Genomic DNA, 16,482 nt, shown 5'->3' on the forward strand with positions numbered 1-16,482 from the left:
ATAAAATTCCAAATAAGCCAAAGACCAATAAGACTTTATTGTTGGGTGCAGCATTTCTTATGGCAACGTCAGCTATTGGACCAGGATTTTTAATGCAAACAACGGTTTATACTCAAAGTCTGGCAGCAAGTTTTGGATTCGTGATTCTTATTTCTGTTATTCTCGATATTTTTGCTCAAACTAATGTGTGGCGAATTATTGCTGTATCTGAAAAAAGAGGACAAGAGATTGCTAACATGGTTCTTCCTGGGCTAGGTTACGTTTTAGCGGCTCTCATCGTTCTGGGAGGTCTTGCATTTAATATAGGGAATATCGCTGGAGCTGGACTTGGTTTAAACGCGATGACAGGGATGTCTCCAACAACTGGAGCAGCTATTAGCGCTGTCATTGCTGTTTTAATTTTTGTGGTGAAAGAAGCAGGAAAAGCCATGGACCGATTTACACAGATTGCTGGCTTTGTAATGATCTGTTTGATGGTTTACGTAGCATGGACAACCTCTCCTCCAGTAGGGGAAGCGGTAGTGAAGACATTTGCTCCCGATAAGATAGATATTATTGCAATCGTTACGTTAGTTGGGGGATCTGTGGGTGGTTATATTACATTTGCAGGTGGACATCGTCTATTAGATGCGGGAGTCAAAGGTGTCGGTGCCCTTCCAGAAGTTACGAAAAGTTCCGTAGTAGGCATTTTAATTACCACCGTTATGAGAATTGCTTTATTTCTAGCTGTCTTGGGTGTTGTTTCAAAAGGTTTGCAAATTGATTCTGAAAACCCCGCAGCATCCGTATTTCAACTTGCCGCTGGAAATGCTGGCTATAAAATTTTTGGTGTTGTTATGTGGGGAGCTGCCATAACATCAGTAGTAGGTGCTGCTTATACCTCCGTTTCATTTATCAGAACATTCAGCCAAAGGATAGAGAAAAAAGCGAATTGGATTATTATTGGCTTTATCCTTCTTTCCACCATTTGCTTTTTATTAATAGGTAAACCGGTTAAAGTACTCCTTGTGGTAGGGGCAATTAACGGCCTCATTTTACCGATAGCTCTTGGAACACTATTAATCGCCGCTTATAGGAAGAATATTGTAGGTGACTATAAACATCCATTGTGGCTAACGATTTCCGGTGTGTTCGTTGTAGTTGTTATGGCATTAATGGGTGGGTATACATTAATTACCCAACTACCATCACTATTTTAATAGCATTCAATAAAAGAGCAAAATCCAATTACATAGGAGATGTCTAATATGATTGATTTTTCCAAAGCGAGCCCTGCAGAGTTACGCTCCATGATCCGTAATAATGAATGGACCAACCCGACTGCTGGGATGGCAAATGGTTATGCCCAAGCAAACCTAGCTATCTTAAAAAAGGAGCATGCATTCGATTTTTTGTTATTTTGTCAACGTAACCCTAAGTCTTGTCCATTACTGGATGTAACTGAAATAGGTTCTCCTGTTCCTAAGTTCGCTGCTCAAGCAGGAGATATCCGGACAGATATCCCTAAATATCGCATTTATAAATACGGTGAATGGGTAGAAGAAGTGACGGATATTTCGGATTATTGGGAAGATGATATGGTGGGATTCCTAATCGGTTGCAGCTTCACTTTCGAACATGCTTTGTTGAACAATGATATTTCGATTCGTCATATTGAGGAAGACTGCAATGTTCCTATGTATAAAACGAACATTCCTTGTATAGAAGCAGGGATTTTCCATGGGGAAATGGTAGTAAGCATGCGTCCGATTCCTCAAAAAGATGTCGTTCGAGCTGCTCAGGTTACCTCACGTTTTCCTGCCGTACATGGTGGACCAATCCATATTGGAAACCCAGAGGCGATTGGCATCGCCTCTATTGATCAACCGGATTTTGGCGATGCGGTAACCATTCATGATGGGGAAGTACCGGTTTTCTGGGCATGTGGCGTGACGCCTCAATCCATCGCGATGGAAACAAAACCAGCCATTATGATTACGCATGCACCAGGACATATGTTCATAACAGATATCCGGGATGAAAAGTTGGGTGTTTTATAATAAAGGAAAGAGATGAGTTCTATGCCGGAAAAGCTTTCAAGTAATACAAATGTTGTACTGTCTCCATTAGGCGATTCCGCAATCGTGATTACATTTGGAAATGAAATGAAGGGTAACGTTCATAAAAAAATAAAAATATTCAAGGATATGCTTGAAGAAGAACCATTTATAGGTTTCATAGAATGTGTACCGGCTTTTACAAACTTGACGGTCTATTATGATGCGTTGATGATTTATAACGAACAAAAGCAAAAAAGTAAAGAGGCAAGCATTTCCCCATATGAATTAGTCCAGACAATCATCGAAGCAAAATTACAGCAGGTGAAGAAGGATAAAGCCCTGGACCAACGGACGATTTGTCTGCCTGTTTGTTATGGAGGGGAATTTGGACCGGATCTGGAGCATGTTGCTCGCTTCAATCATTTAACCACAGATGAAGTCATTCATATCCATTCCAGTGGTGAATACTTAGCCTATATGATTGGTTTTGCACCTGGTTTTCCATTTTTGGGTGGGCTTTCTGAAAAAATCGCAACGCCTAGAAGGCGGTCACCTAGGATGAACATCCCAAAAGGTGCAGTTGGAATTGCAGGAATGCAAACGGGTGTATATCCCATCTCAACACCTGGAGGATGGCAATTAATTGGCCAAACACCATCTACATTATTTCTACCTAATGAATCACCGCCGAGCTTAATACAAGCAGGAGATAAGGTGAAATTCATTCCCATTTCTTCTGTGGAGTATAAAGAAATTGCTCGTAAGGAGGAGTTGAAATGAGTATGCGTGTCATGAAACCAGGATTGTTAACAAGCATCCAGGACCTTGGAAGGAAAGGATATCAGCAGCACGGAGTAATCGTAAGCGGAGCCATGGATCCTTACTCTCTTCGCATTGCCAATATGTTGGTTGGCAATGAAGAAGGGGAAGCCGTTCTCGAAATCACCTTATTGGGACCGACTCTTATAATAGAAAAAGATTGTTTAATTGCTATGACGGGTGGCAATTTATCACCGACCATTAATGGAGAAGCCGTGCCGATGTGGAGACCTATTTTTGTGAAAAAAGGAGCGGTTCTTGCATTCTCGGGATGTCGATCAGGCTGTCGCGCATATTTGTCTGTTGCGGGTGGATACTCCATTCCCTCCATCATGAATAGTAAAAGTACATATTTAAGGGCAGGAATGGGCGGATATAAGGGAAGGGCCTTACAAGTGGATGATGTGCTAGATTTTAATGAAGCTTCTCCTCATCATGCGAAGTACGGGTTAAACGTATTCTCAACAGTCAAATGGTTTGTTAACGCAAAGGATTTTATGCCCGAAAATAAGCCGGTTATCCGAGTTACAAATGGAAGCCAATACGGATTTTTTACGGAGTCCAGTAAAGTTCAATTCGAACAAGGGTCATTTAAAGTATCCAACCAGTCTGACAGAATGGGGTATCGAATTTCAGGGCCTTCGCTTGAATTAAAAGAAAAGCGGGAGCTGTTGTCAGAGGCGGTAACGAATGGCTCCATTCAAGTTCCACCGGATGGCAACCCTATCATCTTACTAGCCGATAGCCAAACCACCGGGGGATACCCCAAAATTGCTCAAATCATTACGGCTGATATCCCATTCATCGGGCAAGTTAAACCAGGGGATTCCATTCAGTTTGCTAAGGTTACTTTAAGAGATGCGGAACAGTCATACCTTCAAAAGGAACAACTTCTAAAAGAATTGAAGACTTCGATTGCATTAGCCCTGAAGGAGTTTAAATGAAGCGTTAAAATAGGTAGGGTTTAATTTCCATAAACGCCTTACTTAAGACATCTTTCGGGAATGGGGCTCTACTTATTTTTTTCCATGATTTATAATGAAATATAGGAGAGGTGAACAAACTCTTCCAATAAATAATGGATACTTAAAATAAGAATGGGGACATTGTATGCAAGCTCATAATAAAACGGTAGTCAAATCCATGCAAATTCTTACCCTTTTCCTGAATCATCCCAAACTGTCATTTAACGAAATGCTGGATTATTCCAACCTACCGAAAACTTCATTGCATCGTATGGCTGTATCATTAGAAGAAATGGGGTTTTTGACAAAAGATGATGATGGATATTATTCATTGGGCCTTATTTTCTTACAGCTTGGTCAACTAGTAAGTGAACGTTTAGATATTAGGAAAATCGCCTACCCCATTATGAAAGAACTTCGGGATGACGTTGAAGAGGCTGTGAATCTCATTATCAGGGATGCAGACGAAGCGATGTATATCGAAAAAGTTGATACGAAGCAGCCTGTTCGCCTATATACCTCCATTGGTAGGCGATCACCACTTTATGCAGGGGATTCCAGAATCATCCTTGCCTATTTACCTGAAGAAGAGCAGGAATCGTATATAAAAAAGGTAGAATTAAAGTCAATGGCCATAGGAACAATCACTGATAAAACAATCCTTCGTCAGGCTTTGGATGAGGCGAAGAAAAACGGGTATACCATCACTTCATCTGAACTTGAGAATTATACAAAATCCGTTAGTGCACCCATACTTAATGGGGATAATCAAATTGTCGCCGGTATTAGTGTAGCGGGTATTGAAGCACGATTTAAAGAAGATCGCTTACCCGAATTAATTGAAAAAGTCACGAATGCTGCTAAACAGATCTCTTGGAAATTGGGATGTAAAACTTCATAGTTTCATGTAGCCAAGACCTTCAGTAGGGGGAATAGAGGATGAAATCACTCTCTCGACCAGTAACAGCGATAAGCATCGCTTTCGTTGTAATCATATGGGGACTATGTTGGCCGGTCTATAAAGTGGCACTCGATTATTCACCACCACTGCTATATGCGGGAATGCGTACATTTTTAGGCGGACTGTTATTAGCCTTAACTCTTCTTCCCCAATGGAAGAAGATTCAGTGGAAGAAAAATTGGTACATCTATGTAATCGTTGCATTTTTCAATACAATCATATTCAATGGTGTCCAGACGATTGGTCTTCAATATTTAGCTTCGGGGTTGTTTTCGGTCATCGTTTATCTTCAGCCCGTTTTAGTCGTGTTAATAGCTTGGAAATGGTTGAAAGAATCATTATCCGCTATTAAAATCATGGGGTTGATGATTGGTTTTACTGGGGTGGTGCTTGTATGTCTGGATGGAATTTCCGGTGAAATCTCTTATGTTGGTATTATACTAGCACTTATTACTGCAACTGGATGGGCATTCGGTGTGGTCTATGTAAAGAAGACCAGTACGCAAGTGCATGGACTTTGGCTGGTGGCGCTGCAAAGCATCATTGGTGGCCTGTTTCTGACAGGCAGTGGTTTGGCAGTAGAAAATGCATCGTATATTGAGTGGAATTCAACGTACCTATTCTGTTTGATTTTTGGATCCATCTTTAGTATGGCATTAGCTACTGCAGTGTATTTCAAGTTAATGAGTTCTGGCGAAGCAAGCAAAGTCGGATCTTTTACATTTCTTGTTCCTTTAATAGCAGTAGGGATAGGGACAATATTCTTAGGTGAACCATTTACTATATCCCTCCTTGAAGGCATGGTCCTCATCTTACTTAGCATCTATTTAATTAATCGAAAGGGCGCATCGAAAGTTGTAAAAGTAAAAGGCAAAAATGTGGTGTAACAACATTTCTGCCTCTTACTTTTGTGTTAGGGGACTCGTTAATGTAGGTGTAAAGGGAGTTTTGGTTGTTACATGCTTTATCCACCTCGTTTGCCCCATTTCATCTAAAAACCAAATTATAAATGATTTTACCTATTGTAAAAATATGCCTTTTATTTTATGGTAAGTTTAGATAAAAGAAAAAAAGATTCATAGGGACAACCATGAATAATGTTCAAATGTTGGCATGATGAGCAAGAGTTGTATTCTAGTTCCAATATAATGTAAGCGTTTTCTTAATAAAAGACTATACGTGTAAGAAACTCTGATCTTTATCCCAGCCTATGGATGAGTTTCTATAGTGAAGAGATTTTACCGGATAAAGTGATAGTGAAGGCATTTGTGAGAAATGCCTACCATAGTATAGAAGGAGCGCGTATATTATTTTTTCCTGACTACATGTTTATCTTGACTGACTGGGTTATATATTACGCCTAGAAGGAAAAGCACCGAGAGAATCGCTTGCTACCAAATCATTACAGGGGGTGCAGGTATGAAGCTTTCAGAATTACTTGATAAGAACATTCGAGATTTCGGTGAGTATCCTTTGATATTCTCCGGAGGCAAACAATATACAAATGTAGAAACAATGAACTATGCCAATCAGTTGGCCAATGGTTTGCAAAATCATGGAGTGGATGACGGGGAAAGGGTAATAGTCATTATGCCGAATTCCCCGGAAGTGTTATTTGCCTATCAGGGAATCACAAGGGCGGGAGCTGTGATTGTACCTGTCATGTATACTTTACATCCAAAGGAAATCGCTTTTATTGCCGATAATTGCGGAGCCAAGTTGATAATTACCTCTTCTTTACTTCTTAATAAGATAGCACAGGCGATCGAGTTAATGGATGTGCATCCATCCGTACTTGTAGTTGATGCACCTACTTCCGAACAAGCCCATAATTTCTATGATTATCTGTCCCCATCACTTGATTGTGATACGAAGTTGATTGAAGTGATGCCTGAGGATACGGCTGTCATCCTTTACACGTCAGGGACAACCGGGAATCCTAAAGGAGTCAAGCTAACTCATAGAAACCTATGTTCCAATGCAGAAAACTCAGTAAAACACTCTAATGTAGAACGTGGAACGACACTTGGCATACTCCCACTTGCACATGTGTTTGGGCTTACCATTTCTCATACATGCTACATAGTGGGAAGTTCCATTGTGGTATTCGAACGCTTCGAACCGAAAGGAGTATTGGCAGCGATCGAAGCCCATGGAGTAAGAGCGTTTTCTGTAGTCCCTGCCATGATTCATGCTTTGGTAGCTTTCCCAAACGCCGATAAATATGACACAAGCAGTTTGGAATCGGTCAGCTCTGGTTCTGCACCATTGCCTATAGCATTACTAAATGCATTTGAAAAAAAATTCGGCGCTAAGGTGTATGAAGGATACGGATTATCTGAAGCGGCTCCTATCGTAACGGCACATACTAAAAATCGCCCGATTAAACCAGGATCCGTGGGGATTCCGATACCAGGGGTAACCATAAAGATTGTGAATGAAAAGAACGAAGACGTTCCAAGAGGAGAAATCGGTGAATTACTTGTCAGTGGAGATAATGTGACACCTGGCTATTTCCGGAATGATGAAGAAACCGCTCGTACTGTAAAGGAAGGCTGGTTATATACCGGTGATCTGGGACGCTTGGATGATGAAGGGTATCTATACATTGTCGATAGAAAAAAAGATCTTATCATTCGGGGCGGATTCAACATTTATTCAAGGGATGTGGAAGAAATCCTTAGTAAGCATTCAGGCATTTCTGAAGTTGCAGTTGTTGGTGTACCGGACGAGAGAATGGGTGAGGAATTAGTTGCCTGTGTCGTGAAAGATTCGTCCTCGTGCGTATTGGAAGAAGAATTGATTCTCTTTTGTCAGGACAACCTTTCCAAACATAAAACGCCAAAGAGAATCATATTTTTAGATAGTTTGCCACGAAATGGCGTAGGAAAGATTTTAAAGACCCATTTAAGAAAAATGGTGAATGTGGCGGATTTAACAGATTCTAAAAAAGGATGAGTTCCAATCTTGAGAGGGGGTTTCAATGATGAGAAAAACCATTACCGCAACTTCAAGAGGATTAATGATCGATTCATTTCCATATCGCCTATATCAAAAAGCCAAAAAGGTGGGAACATGGAATCCCGCTACCATTGATTATACAAAGGATGCTGAGGACTGGAAGATTTTATCGATAGGACAAAAAAATAGCATCCTTCGACTACTGTCACAATTTCAGGCTGGAGAAGAAGCCGTTACCCTCGATTTATTACCGCTCATCATGGCAATAGCAAAAGATGGACGGATTGAAGAGGAGATGTATCTGACCACTTTCCTATTTGAAGAAGCGAAACATACAGAATTCTTCAGGACGGTTTTGGATGCCATAGGTGAAAAAGGTGAATTGAACCCTATGTTAACTGACACATACAAGCAAGTTTTCCATGTTATATTACCCTCTGCCATGGAGCGTCTGATTACAGATCAGTCACCAGAGGCCGTTGCCGATGCAGCCACTGTATATAACATGTTTGTCGAAGGGGTTCTTGCTGAAACTGGTTATTTTTCTTTCTATAAGTCTCTAGAAACATCGAAATTAATGCCTGGTTTACTTGAGGGGGTCGGTAACTTGAAAAGAGACGAATCTCGCCATATAGGGTATGGAACATTTCTGTTGCAACGATTGATTTGCGAACATCCCCATATATATGATGATGTCGTCATGAAACGAATGGAGGAGCTCACTCCTTTGGCATTCAAGATTATAGATGAAGGGTTTCAAGAACCTGACCTGGAAGCCTTCGATAATGAGCCCGATGAATTCGTGAATTTTGCCATGAAGCAGCTAAAAGTCAGAATGGAAATTTTGTCACGGGCGAGAGGGAAGAAAATCGAAGACATTTACAAAACGACCGAAAGTGATGTTGGTGTTTATTGAGGGTGAATCAAACCAGTGCTATGTTGTAGTCCAAATGTTAAGGGTCGATATGGGACTAAAGAAAGCTCAACCATTTCAATCAATGGCTGGGCTTTTTCTCGTGCATAGCGATCCAAACTTTACTTGTGATTGCAGACTAAAAAAACACTTATTCCATTTATTTATAGGATTTTCGCTAGCACGGGCCCACACATGCTCTTTATATAATGAATACATTACAAAGAACTAACAAATTAATAGAGACGACCGTTAAGATAATAATGAATGGGATCATCCACCATGAATAGAGGAAATGGATATACACCGATGTATGTACACCATCAATAAGGAGTACTTAATTTTATGAAGATCTTACTAATTTCTTCAGGTTATAAAGGGATATACCCATATATTGAACAAGCAATAGAGAAAGCGTTTATGTTTTACGGCCACACTATTTATAAAATGAAACCAGTATATGAACAAGGAATAATGGAAAAAGTCATCGATTATAAACCTGATTTAATCCTAACGCTTGTGGGTTTTAGGATAGAGAAGACATTGATGGAGTGCCTCAAAAAAAGCGGCTCACCTTTATGTATTTGGATGACGGAAGATCCTTTTTATATGGATAAGACTATTGATATCATTAAGGATTATCACTATGTGTTTACGATAGATTTAGGAGCCTTGGAGTTTTATAGGAGGATGTTCCCCGATAAAAAAGTTCATCATCTCCCATTAGGAACAGACCCTTCCTTGTATAAGCCTTCCGATACTCCTATCCAATTTTCATATGACGTTTGCATCGTTGGGTATCCATATCCAGAGAGAATAGAATTAGCAAATAATATCCTGAATAAAACCCGATTTAGCCTGGTTCTTGTGGGAAATCGATGGAAAAGACATATGAGAAATCAGCCCAACGAAGGATTAACCATCATCAACAGGTGGGTAGTCCCGGAGACTGTAAGAAACCTATTTAACGGTTCAAAAATCATTTTGAATCCCCATCGCGCATTCGATTTTGAAAAAAACTCCAATTCATTGCGGATTGAAAATAAAAGCATAAATAATAGGACCTTCGATATCGCATCTTGCGGCGGATTTCAACTAATATCCAATCAGCTTGACTTAAAAAGTCATTTTGGCTCCGAGGAAATCGTTTCATACACGGACCATGCCAATTGTTTGGAATTGATTGATTGGTATATCAATAACGAGAGCGAAAGAAATCAATATAGCAAAAATGCTTATGAAAGGGTGCTGAATTGTCATACCTTTTTGCATAGAATCCAGTACATCCTTGAACAAATAATTTAAGTTAAAGGGCGGAAGTGAATGTTTACTTTAAAAGATAAAACAATCCTGATAACGGGTGGCACAGGTTCATTCGGGAGAAAGTTCGCGAGTAAGGTTTTGGAGATGGATGTTAAGAAAGTCATTATATTCAGTAGGGATGAATTAAAGCAATATGAAATGGCTCAGGAATATACAGATCCAAGGATTCGTTTTTTTATAGGGGATGTACGAGATAAAGAAAGGTTATTTCGGGCTTTTGATGGTGTCGATGTGGTCATACATGCCGCTGCTTTAAAACATGTGGGTATTTGTGAATATAATCCTTTTGAAGCTATTAAGACAAATATCCATGGTGCCCAAAATATTATTGAGACTGCCATTGATAGAGGAGTAGAGAGGGTAATCGCCTTAAGTACTGATAAAGCAGCTAGTCCTGTCAACCTCTATGGAGCGACAAAATTGGCGTCAGATAAATTGTTTGTTGCAGCAAATTCGTATGCCGGAAACAAGAAGACCCGTTTTAGTGTGGTTCGTTATGGGAATGTCGTGGGAAGTCGGGGAAGCGTCGTTCCATTTTTCAAAAAGATCAGATCGACAGGTATATTGCCGATTACAGACGAGCGCATGACGCGCTTCTGGATTACATTGACACAAGGTGTACAGTTTGTTCTTGATAACCTCAAAAGAATGAAGGGCGGAGAAATATTTGTACCAAAGATTCCAAGTATGAAAGTCACGGATTTAGCAAAAGCGATTGCACCAGAATGCGAAGTCGAAATTAAAGGGATTCGCCCTGGTGAAAAGTTACATGAAGCTATGATTACGGAAGATGATGCCCGGAGGACGTTGGAATTCGACACATATTATATTATCCAACCTGAATTTCCATGGTGGAAGGCGGGATCATCGAAAGGTGGTAAACCAGTGGCAGAAGGCTTTAGTTATGTAAGCAATACAAATGACCATTGGCTATCTGTCGAAGAATTGAAAAAGCTAGTACAAGAGTAAAGGCTGTTAACCAGCTTGCGGAAGGAGGAGAGGAAATAGATGGATAGACCAATAAGAGAGACGTTTCTTCCTTACGGTCGTCAATGGATTGATGAGGATGATATCAATTCAGTCATTCAAGTTTTAAAAGGAGATTATCTGACGACAGGTCCTTACATTTCCAAATTCGAAACGGAATTAGCAAACTATGTTGGATCAAAGTATGCTGTCACATTCTCTAATGGAACTGCTGCATTACATGGCGCATGCTTTGCAGCCGGTATTGGGGAAGGAGACGAAGTCATTACGACACCCATGACATTTGCAGCCAGTGCAAACTGTATATTATATCAAGGTGGATTGCCTGTATTTGCTGATATTGATGAAGAAACATACAATGTTGATCCAAATGAAATCGAAAAGAAAATAACTGAAAAAACAAAAGCGATTATCCCTGTTCACTTTACGGGGAATCCCGCACCATTGGATGAAATATACGCTATCGCTAAAAAACATGGTTTAGTTATTATTGAAGATGCAGCGCATGCACTCGGAGCAACTTATAAACAGAAAAAAATAGGATCGATTAGTGACATGACCATGTTTAGCTTTCATCCTGTCAAACATATTACTTCCGGTGAAGGCGGTATCATTACGACGAACGATAAAGGGTATTATGAAAAGCTATTACAATTTCGCTCACATGGGATCACTCGTGATCCCAATAAGATGATTGATGATCATGGCCCTTGGTATTATGAGATGCAATTTCTCGGTTTTAACTATCGTATGACCGATATTCAAGCAGCCCTTGCATCCAGTCAATTAAAGAAAGTAGATAAATTTCTGGAGTTACGGAATAAATATGTCACGATGTACAATGATGAACTAAAAAAAATAAAGGCGATCACTATCCCTCATCAAAATAAAGAGGCTAGTTCAAGTTGGCATTTGTACATGATCCGTCTACATTTAGATCAACTAACGGGAAATAGAAAAGAGGTTTACAGTGCACTTCAACAAGAAAATATCGGAGTGAATGTGCATTATATCCCTGTCTATTTGTTACCTTATTATCAAGGGCTGGGTTATAAACAAGGACTATGTCCACATGCTGAAAAGTTGTACGAGGAAGTCATTACCCTGCCCCTTTTCCCTGCGATGACAGAACAAGACGTAGCGGATGTCATCGATGCTGTGAAAAAAGTGATAAACCGTTATTCTAACTGAGAAGGTGAGCTTTTTGAAAGTAGTAGCGGTTATTCAAGCAAGAATGGGATCAACAAGGTTACCAGGAAAAGTGATGAGGAAGGTTCAAGGGAAACCTTTGCTGGAATATCAGGTGGAAAGAGTTAAACAGTCTAAATTCATAAATAAGATTGTGGTTGCAACAACCATCAAGGAATCAGATCAGCCAATTGTAGATCTTTTTGAAAGACTTTCAGTAGCCTATTTTCGAGGTTCCGAAGATGATGTATTGTCGAGATTTTTTGAAGCGGCCACTAAGCATCATGCTAAAATTGTAATCCGGCTTACGGCTGATTGCCCTTTAAATGACCACCATAAGGTTGACAAAGTCTTAGCAGAATACTTTCTTAATGCCGAGGAATATGATTATGCTTCAAATACGCTGGAAAGAACATACCCTCTTGGTTTCGATGTGGAAGTTTTCTCAATGGAGACACTGGAGAAGGCATATAAAGAAGCAAATGGTTCCGCTTACCGGGAGCATGTAACCCCCTATATCTATTACCATCCTGAATTGTTTAACCTGGCTTCCATTCATCATCATACCAATTTAAGTTCTTTCCGCTTAACAGTCGATACGGAGGATGATCTAGTGTTAATTACCAAATTACTTCATCATCTGCAAAAAAAAGAAGACTTTACCCTTGAAGATATTATGGACCTGTTACAGGAAAATCCCGATTGGGCCTCCCTTAATTCACATATTGAACAATTGAAAGTTTCAATGATAAAAATAGGCAATACGGAAACAGATGATCAATGATGCAGGCATATATCCGGGTTGACAGTTCTTTAGAGATTGGAACAGGTCATGTTATGAGATGTTTAACACTTGCAGGTAACTTACGTAAACGGGGGGTCACGGTCCGTTTTATCTGTAGGGAACATGATGGACATTCAGCTGATTTAATCGGAGAAAATGGATTTGAAGTTTTTCTGCTTCCTTTCGTCCAGATAAATAGAAAAATTAGAAATCAGTCGCGATATTCCAATTGGCTAGGTGCTCCTTTCAAAGTGGATGTTTCACAAACCAGGGAAATCTTAAAGATAGGACACGCGGATTTATTAATAATCGATCATTATGCTATAGATGAACAATGGGAACGTAACTTAAGGGATGTTTCAAAAAAAATCATAATTATTGATGATTTAGCAAACAGAAAGCATGATTGTGATGTATTGATCGATCAAAATTTTTATGAGGACTCTCAACGGCGTTATGAAACGCTAGTACCCTCGCATTGTAAAAAATTTTTAGGACCGAGTTACGCTTTATTGAGAGAAGAATTCCATGTGCAATGGAAAAAGCAAAACATACGTGAAGGCTCCTTGAAAAGGATCTTGATTTTCTTTGGAGGGATAGACCAAACCAATGAAACCGGAAGAGCCATAGAATCTTTTTTAAATCTAGGACGGGACGATATCCAGGTGGACGTGGTGGTAGGGAAATCTAATCCTCATATAAAAGCGTTGCAAACGATTTGCCAACCATATGATAATTTACATGTTTATTGTCAGGTTTCTAATATCGCCGAATTGATGGGTCAGGCGGATCTTTCCATCGGGGCTGGTGGTTCGACAACGTGGGAGCGGTGTTACTTAAGTTTACCATCAATAGTCTGGAGCGTTGCTGAGAATCAGGTGGAGATTTGCAAAGGACTAGGAAGAAAGAAACTCATCAAATATTTAGGTGAGAAGGAAGCCATAAAGGAAAGTTTTATAACGCAGCAATTGAGCGACATAGTAAGAAATGAAGCGGAACGACATGCAATGTCACAATTGTCGTATCAATTGATGAAAGATGTTTGGCCAAGACAACAAATGATGATAGAAGAATTAATAAGATTGGATGATTGATATGGGCTATAGATTAAGAGCATTCTCAACAGAAGACCAGGAGATCATTTTTAACTGGAGAAATATGCAGCATATAAGAATGAATATGTATGATGATCAATTAATCCCCTATGAAGACCATTGTCGATGGTTTGAATATGTATTGAATGACCAAATCCAATATTATCGCCTTTTTTTATATCACGATAAACCTATGGGTCTCATCTCTTTTAAGAATTTCAATCTAGAACACCAATCGTGTGACTGGGGCTTTTATATTGGTGAAAGCCATGCACCAAAAGGAGCCGGTACGGTAATGGGATATTTGGGATTAGAATATGCTTTTCTTCATTTGGGTTTGAAAAAAGTTTGTGGCGAAGTTTTATCTTTTAATGATAAAAGTGAAAGCTTCCATCGAAAGTTAGGATTTAAGCACGAGGGCGTTTCGAAGAATAAATTTATTCGAGATGGTAGGTCCATCGATGTACACAATTTTTCCATAACTAAAGAAGGATGGGATAAATATAAAAGAACATTGAAATCTGAATTTTATAATAGAGGAGTGAATGTATGAAAGATATCAACATTCAAGGAAGAATGATTGGACCGAGTCATCCTCCTTTTATAATAGCCGAGATGTCAGGTAATCATAATCATTCTTTGAACCGAGCATTGGAAATAGTCGAAGCCGCAGCGAAAGCCGGCGCGCATGCACTAAAAATACAGACCTATACGGCAGACACGATGACATTGAATATTGATAACGAAGAATTTAATATTGAAGATAAAAGTAGTTTATGGAATAAGAAAAACCTGTATAAACTTTATCAACAAGCTTATACACCTTGGGAGTGGCATGAGACAATTTTCAAAAGGTGTAGAGAATTAGGACTCATCCCCTTTAGCACGCCATTTGATCAAACTGCAGTGGACTTTCTTGAAGACTTAAATATCCCCATGTATAAAATTGCCTCATTCGAGAACAATGATATCCCTCTTATAAAAAAGGTGGCTTCAACTGGGAAACCCTTGATCATCTCTACAGGCATGGCAACGCTTGCAGAATTAGATGAAACGGTCCGTGCGGTTAGAGATGCAGGCTGTAAAGACCTGATCCTTTTAAAATGTACGAGTACTTATCCATCTACCCCTACAAATACAAATATATCGACGATTCCCCACATGAAAGGTCTTTTCGGATGTCAGGTTGGATTATCCGATCATACGCTAGGTATCGGTGTTTCAGTTGCAAGTGTTGCGATGGGAGCGACTGTTATTGAAAAACATTTCACTACATCGCGAGCTGATGGTGGTGTAGATGCGGCATTCTCTATGGAGCCGGAAGAAATGAAAGCTTTAGTAGTGGAGACGAATAGAGCTTGGCAATCTTTGGGCAGGGTGAGTTATGGTCCGACTGAAGAGGAAAAAAAATCCATGAAATTTAGACGATCCATCTATATTGTCAAAGATGTAAAAGCCGGAGAAGTTTTGACTAAGGATAATATAAGAGTCATAAGGCCGGGATATGGGTTAGCCCCTAAATATTATGAAAATTTGTTGGGAAAAAAAGCAGCCCAGGAATTGAAAGCAGGATCCCCACTGAATTGGGATAGTGTATAGAATCTTTGTTGACTGTCATTCAGTGGTGCAGGTTTTAACAGGAAAATTTTGAAAAAGGGGTGTGTGTTTTGCCAAAAGTTACTGTGATTTTAACGAGCTATAATAAACAAGAGTATATAGCGAATACCATTCGATCAATCTTAGATCAAACCTTTCATGACTTTGAATTGTTTATTATGGATGATAATTCAAATGATGAAACGATTAACGTTATTAAGCCATTTTTAGATGATGAAAGAGTGAGGTTTTTCAGGAGTGATATAAGTACAGTTGAAGAAAGGGTGGAGAAAACGAGATATGCTGTTTTAATCAATCAAGCATTGGAATTGGCAGAGGGAGAGTATGTTACGTACGCAACTGACGATAATGTATATCACAAACAGAAGATTGAGAAGATGGTTGAATACTTAGATCAACATCCTGAAGCTATGGTTGTCTATTCAGCATCAAAAACTGTTCATCTTAATGAAGCGGGAGAAATTACGAACCAGATTATTAGGCCAGCAAAATCTATTACATGGCTTGCTTCCTGCATGACGGACCATTGTTCGGTTATGCATCGAATGTCTATTCTACCTAAAATAAAAGAAACCTTTGAATCCTACTGGGATGAGAATCCCCATTTTTATCGAATAGGTGATGCAAGATTCTTTTGGAGAATCAATCATTTCTGGCCATTCTTCCCAGTCAATGAAATTCTTGATTTCAATTATATCACTCCGAAATCTATACATGCCCAAATATTCAATGATAACCCAAATGAGTTTTCAAAAATGTTGCCGGCTCAAAGAACGTGTAAAGAACTCAGAGACTCGATAAGAGCCCTTAAACGTAGGGAGAGGGAGTGAG

Annotated in this window: 16 protein-coding genes; all 16 read left to right on the forward strand. The window is 39.5% G+C overall.

Features of this window, described 5'->3' with window-relative positions; translation table 11 throughout:
* Positions 1-59: 59 nt before the first annotated feature.
* The 16 genes from AC503W_RS08680 (at position 60) to AC503W_RS08755 (ending at position 16,481) form a co-directional block, all read left to right on the forward strand.
* Positions 60-1,199 carry an NRAMP family divalent metal transporter gene (locus AC503W_RS08680; protein WP_402873167.1) on the forward strand — a complete coding sequence of 380 codons (1,140 nt, stop codon included), beginning with the start codon at positions 60-62 and terminating at the stop codon, positions 1,197-1,199.
* Positions 1,200-1,247: 48 nt separating this feature from the next.
* The gene (locus tag AC503W_RS08685; protein WP_494916878.1) at positions 1,248-2,039 is read left to right on the forward strand and encodes a putative hydro-lyase; all 792 of its coding nucleotides are present in this window, start codon (positions 1,248-1,250) and stop codon (positions 2,037-2,039) included.
* Positions 2,040-2,060: 21 nt separating this feature from the next.
* On the forward strand, positions 2,061-2,819 hold the full coding sequence (gene pxpB, locus AC503W_RS08690; protein ID WP_494916881.1) for a 5-oxoprolinase subunit PxpB: 759 nt from the start codon (positions 2,061-2,063) through the stop codon (positions 2,817-2,819).
* Complete coding sequence (locus tag AC503W_RS08695) at positions 2,816-3,802, forward strand: 5-oxoprolinase subunit C family protein (protein ID WP_494916883.1); 987 nt, start codon at positions 2,816-2,818, stop codon at positions 3,800-3,802. Before pxpB ends, AC503W_RS08695 begins: the two co-directional genes overlap by 4 nt.
* A 166-nt stretch (positions 3,803-3,968) precedes the next feature.
* The gene (locus AC503W_RS08700; RefSeq protein WP_494916885.1) at positions 3,969-4,724 is read left to right on the forward strand and encodes an IclR family transcriptional regulator; all 756 of its coding nucleotides are present in this window, start codon (positions 3,969-3,971) and stop codon (positions 4,722-4,724) included.
* A gap of 38 nt (positions 4,725-4,762) precedes the next feature.
* On the forward strand, positions 4,763-5,671 hold the full coding sequence (locus AC503W_RS08705; RefSeq protein WP_494916886.1) for a DMT family transporter: 909 nt from the start codon (positions 4,763-4,765) through the stop codon (positions 5,669-5,671).
* 532 nt (positions 5,672-6,203) lie between these two features.
* A complete protein-coding gene (locus tag AC503W_RS08710) occupies positions 6,204-7,742 on the forward strand; it encodes a class I adenylate-forming enzyme family protein (RefSeq protein ID WP_494916888.1) in 1,539 nt (512 codons plus the stop codon).
* Between the two features lie 28 nt (positions 7,743-7,770).
* The gene (locus AC503W_RS08715) at positions 7,771-8,661 is read left to right on the forward strand and encodes a R2-like ligand-binding oxidase (RefSeq protein WP_494917316.1); all 891 of its coding nucleotides are present in this window, start codon (positions 7,771-7,773) and stop codon (positions 8,659-8,661) included.
* Between the two features lie 342 nt (positions 8,662-9,003).
* Complete coding sequence (locus AC503W_RS08720) at positions 9,004-9,963, forward strand: CgeB family protein (protein WP_494916889.1); 960 nt, start codon at positions 9,004-9,006, stop codon at positions 9,961-9,963.
* Between the two features lie 18 nt (positions 9,964-9,981).
* Positions 9,982-10,950: a UDP-N-acetylglucosamine 4,6-dehydratase (inverting) gene (gene pseB, locus AC503W_RS08725; RefSeq protein WP_494916891.1), complete on the forward strand. Its 969-nt coding sequence runs from the start codon at positions 9,982-9,984 to the stop codon at positions 10,948-10,950.
* 39 nt (positions 10,951-10,989) lie between these two features.
* Positions 10,990-12,159, forward strand: a complete 1,170-nt coding sequence (gene pseC, locus AC503W_RS08730) for a UDP-4-amino-4,6-dideoxy-N-acetyl-beta-L-altrosamine transaminase (RefSeq protein WP_494916892.1) — start codon at positions 10,990-10,992, stop codon at positions 12,157-12,159.
* Between the two features lie 13 nt (positions 12,160-12,172).
* Complete coding sequence (locus tag AC503W_RS08735) at positions 12,173-12,940, forward strand: cytidylyltransferase domain-containing protein (protein ID WP_494916894.1); 768 nt, start codon at positions 12,173-12,175, stop codon at positions 12,938-12,940.
* Positions 12,937-14,034, forward strand: a complete 1,098-nt coding sequence (gene pseG / locus AC503W_RS08740) for a UDP-2,4-diacetamido-2,4,6-trideoxy-beta-L-altropyranose hydrolase (RefSeq protein WP_494916896.1) — start codon at positions 12,937-12,939, stop codon at positions 14,032-14,034. Before AC503W_RS08735 ends, pseG begins: the two co-directional genes overlap by 4 nt.
* 1 nt (position 14,035) lies before the next feature.
* A complete protein-coding gene (gene pseH / locus AC503W_RS08745) occupies positions 14,036-14,587 on the forward strand; it encodes a UDP-4-amino-4,6-dideoxy-N-acetyl-beta-L-altrosamine N-acetyltransferase (RefSeq protein ID WP_494916898.1) in 552 nt (183 codons plus the stop codon).
* Positions 14,584-15,633: a pseudaminic acid synthase gene (gene pseI / locus AC503W_RS08750; protein WP_494916900.1), complete on the forward strand. Its 1,050-nt coding sequence runs from the start codon at positions 14,584-14,586 to the stop codon at positions 15,631-15,633. The genes pseH and pseI overlap by 4 nt, the downstream gene beginning before the upstream one ends.
* A gap of 68 nt (positions 15,634-15,701) precedes the next feature.
* Positions 15,702-16,481 (forward strand): glycosyltransferase family 2 protein, encoded by a 780-nt coding sequence (locus AC503W_RS08755; RefSeq protein ID WP_427686210.1) that lies wholly within the window; start codon positions 15,702-15,704, stop codon positions 16,479-16,481.
* The last annotated feature ends 1 nt before the right edge of the window (position 16,482 follow it).

Source organism: Peribacillus suis (assembly GCF_059384845.1).

Bases quoted from the DNA above. Each gene is read 5' to 3' on its own strand.
- AC503W_RS08680 (WP_402873167.1), top strand. From the start codon at position 60: ATGGCAACGTCAGCTATTGGACCAGGATTTTTAATGCAAACAACGGTT.
- AC503W_RS08685 (WP_494916878.1), top strand. From the start codon at position 1,248: ATGATTGATTTTTCCAAAGCGAGCCCTGCAGAGTTACGCTCCATGATC.
- pxpB (WP_494916881.1), top strand. From the start codon at position 2,061: ATGCCGGAAAAGCTTTCAAGTAATACAAATGTTGTACTGTCTCCATTA.
- AC503W_RS08695 (WP_494916883.1), top strand. From the start codon at position 2,816: ATGAGTATGCGTGTCATGAAACCAGGATTGTTAACAAGCATCCAGGAC.
- AC503W_RS08700 (WP_494916885.1), top strand. From the start codon at position 3,969: ATGCAAGCTCATAATAAAACGGTAGTCAAATCCATGCAAATTCTTACC.
- AC503W_RS08705 (WP_494916886.1), top strand. From the start codon at position 4,763: ATGAAATCACTCTCTCGACCAGTAACAGCGATAAGCATCGCTTTCGTT.
- AC503W_RS08710 (WP_494916888.1), top strand. From the start codon at position 6,204: ATGAAGCTTTCAGAATTACTTGATAAGAACATTCGAGATTTCGGTGAG.
- AC503W_RS08715 (WP_494917316.1), top strand. From the start codon at position 7,771: ATGAGAAAAACCATTACCGCAACTTCAAGAGGATTAATGATCGATTCA.
- AC503W_RS08720 (WP_494916889.1), top strand. From the start codon at position 9,004: ATGAAGATCTTACTAATTTCTTCAGGTTATAAAGGGATATACCCATAT.
- pseB (WP_494916891.1), top strand. From the start codon at position 9,982: ATGTTTACTTTAAAAGATAAAACAATCCTGATAACGGGTGGCACAGGT.
- pseC (WP_494916892.1), top strand. From the start codon at position 10,990: ATGGATAGACCAATAAGAGAGACGTTTCTTCCTTACGGTCGTCAATGG.
- pseG (WP_494916896.1), top strand. From the start codon at position 12,937: ATGATGCAGGCATATATCCGGGTTGACAGTTCTTTAGAGATTGGAACA.
- pseH (WP_494916898.1), top strand. From the start codon at position 14,036: ATGGGCTATAGATTAAGAGCATTCTCAACAGAAGACCAGGAGATCATT.
- pseI (WP_494916900.1), top strand. From the start codon at position 14,584: ATGAAAGATATCAACATTCAAGGAAGAATGATTGGACCGAGTCATCCT.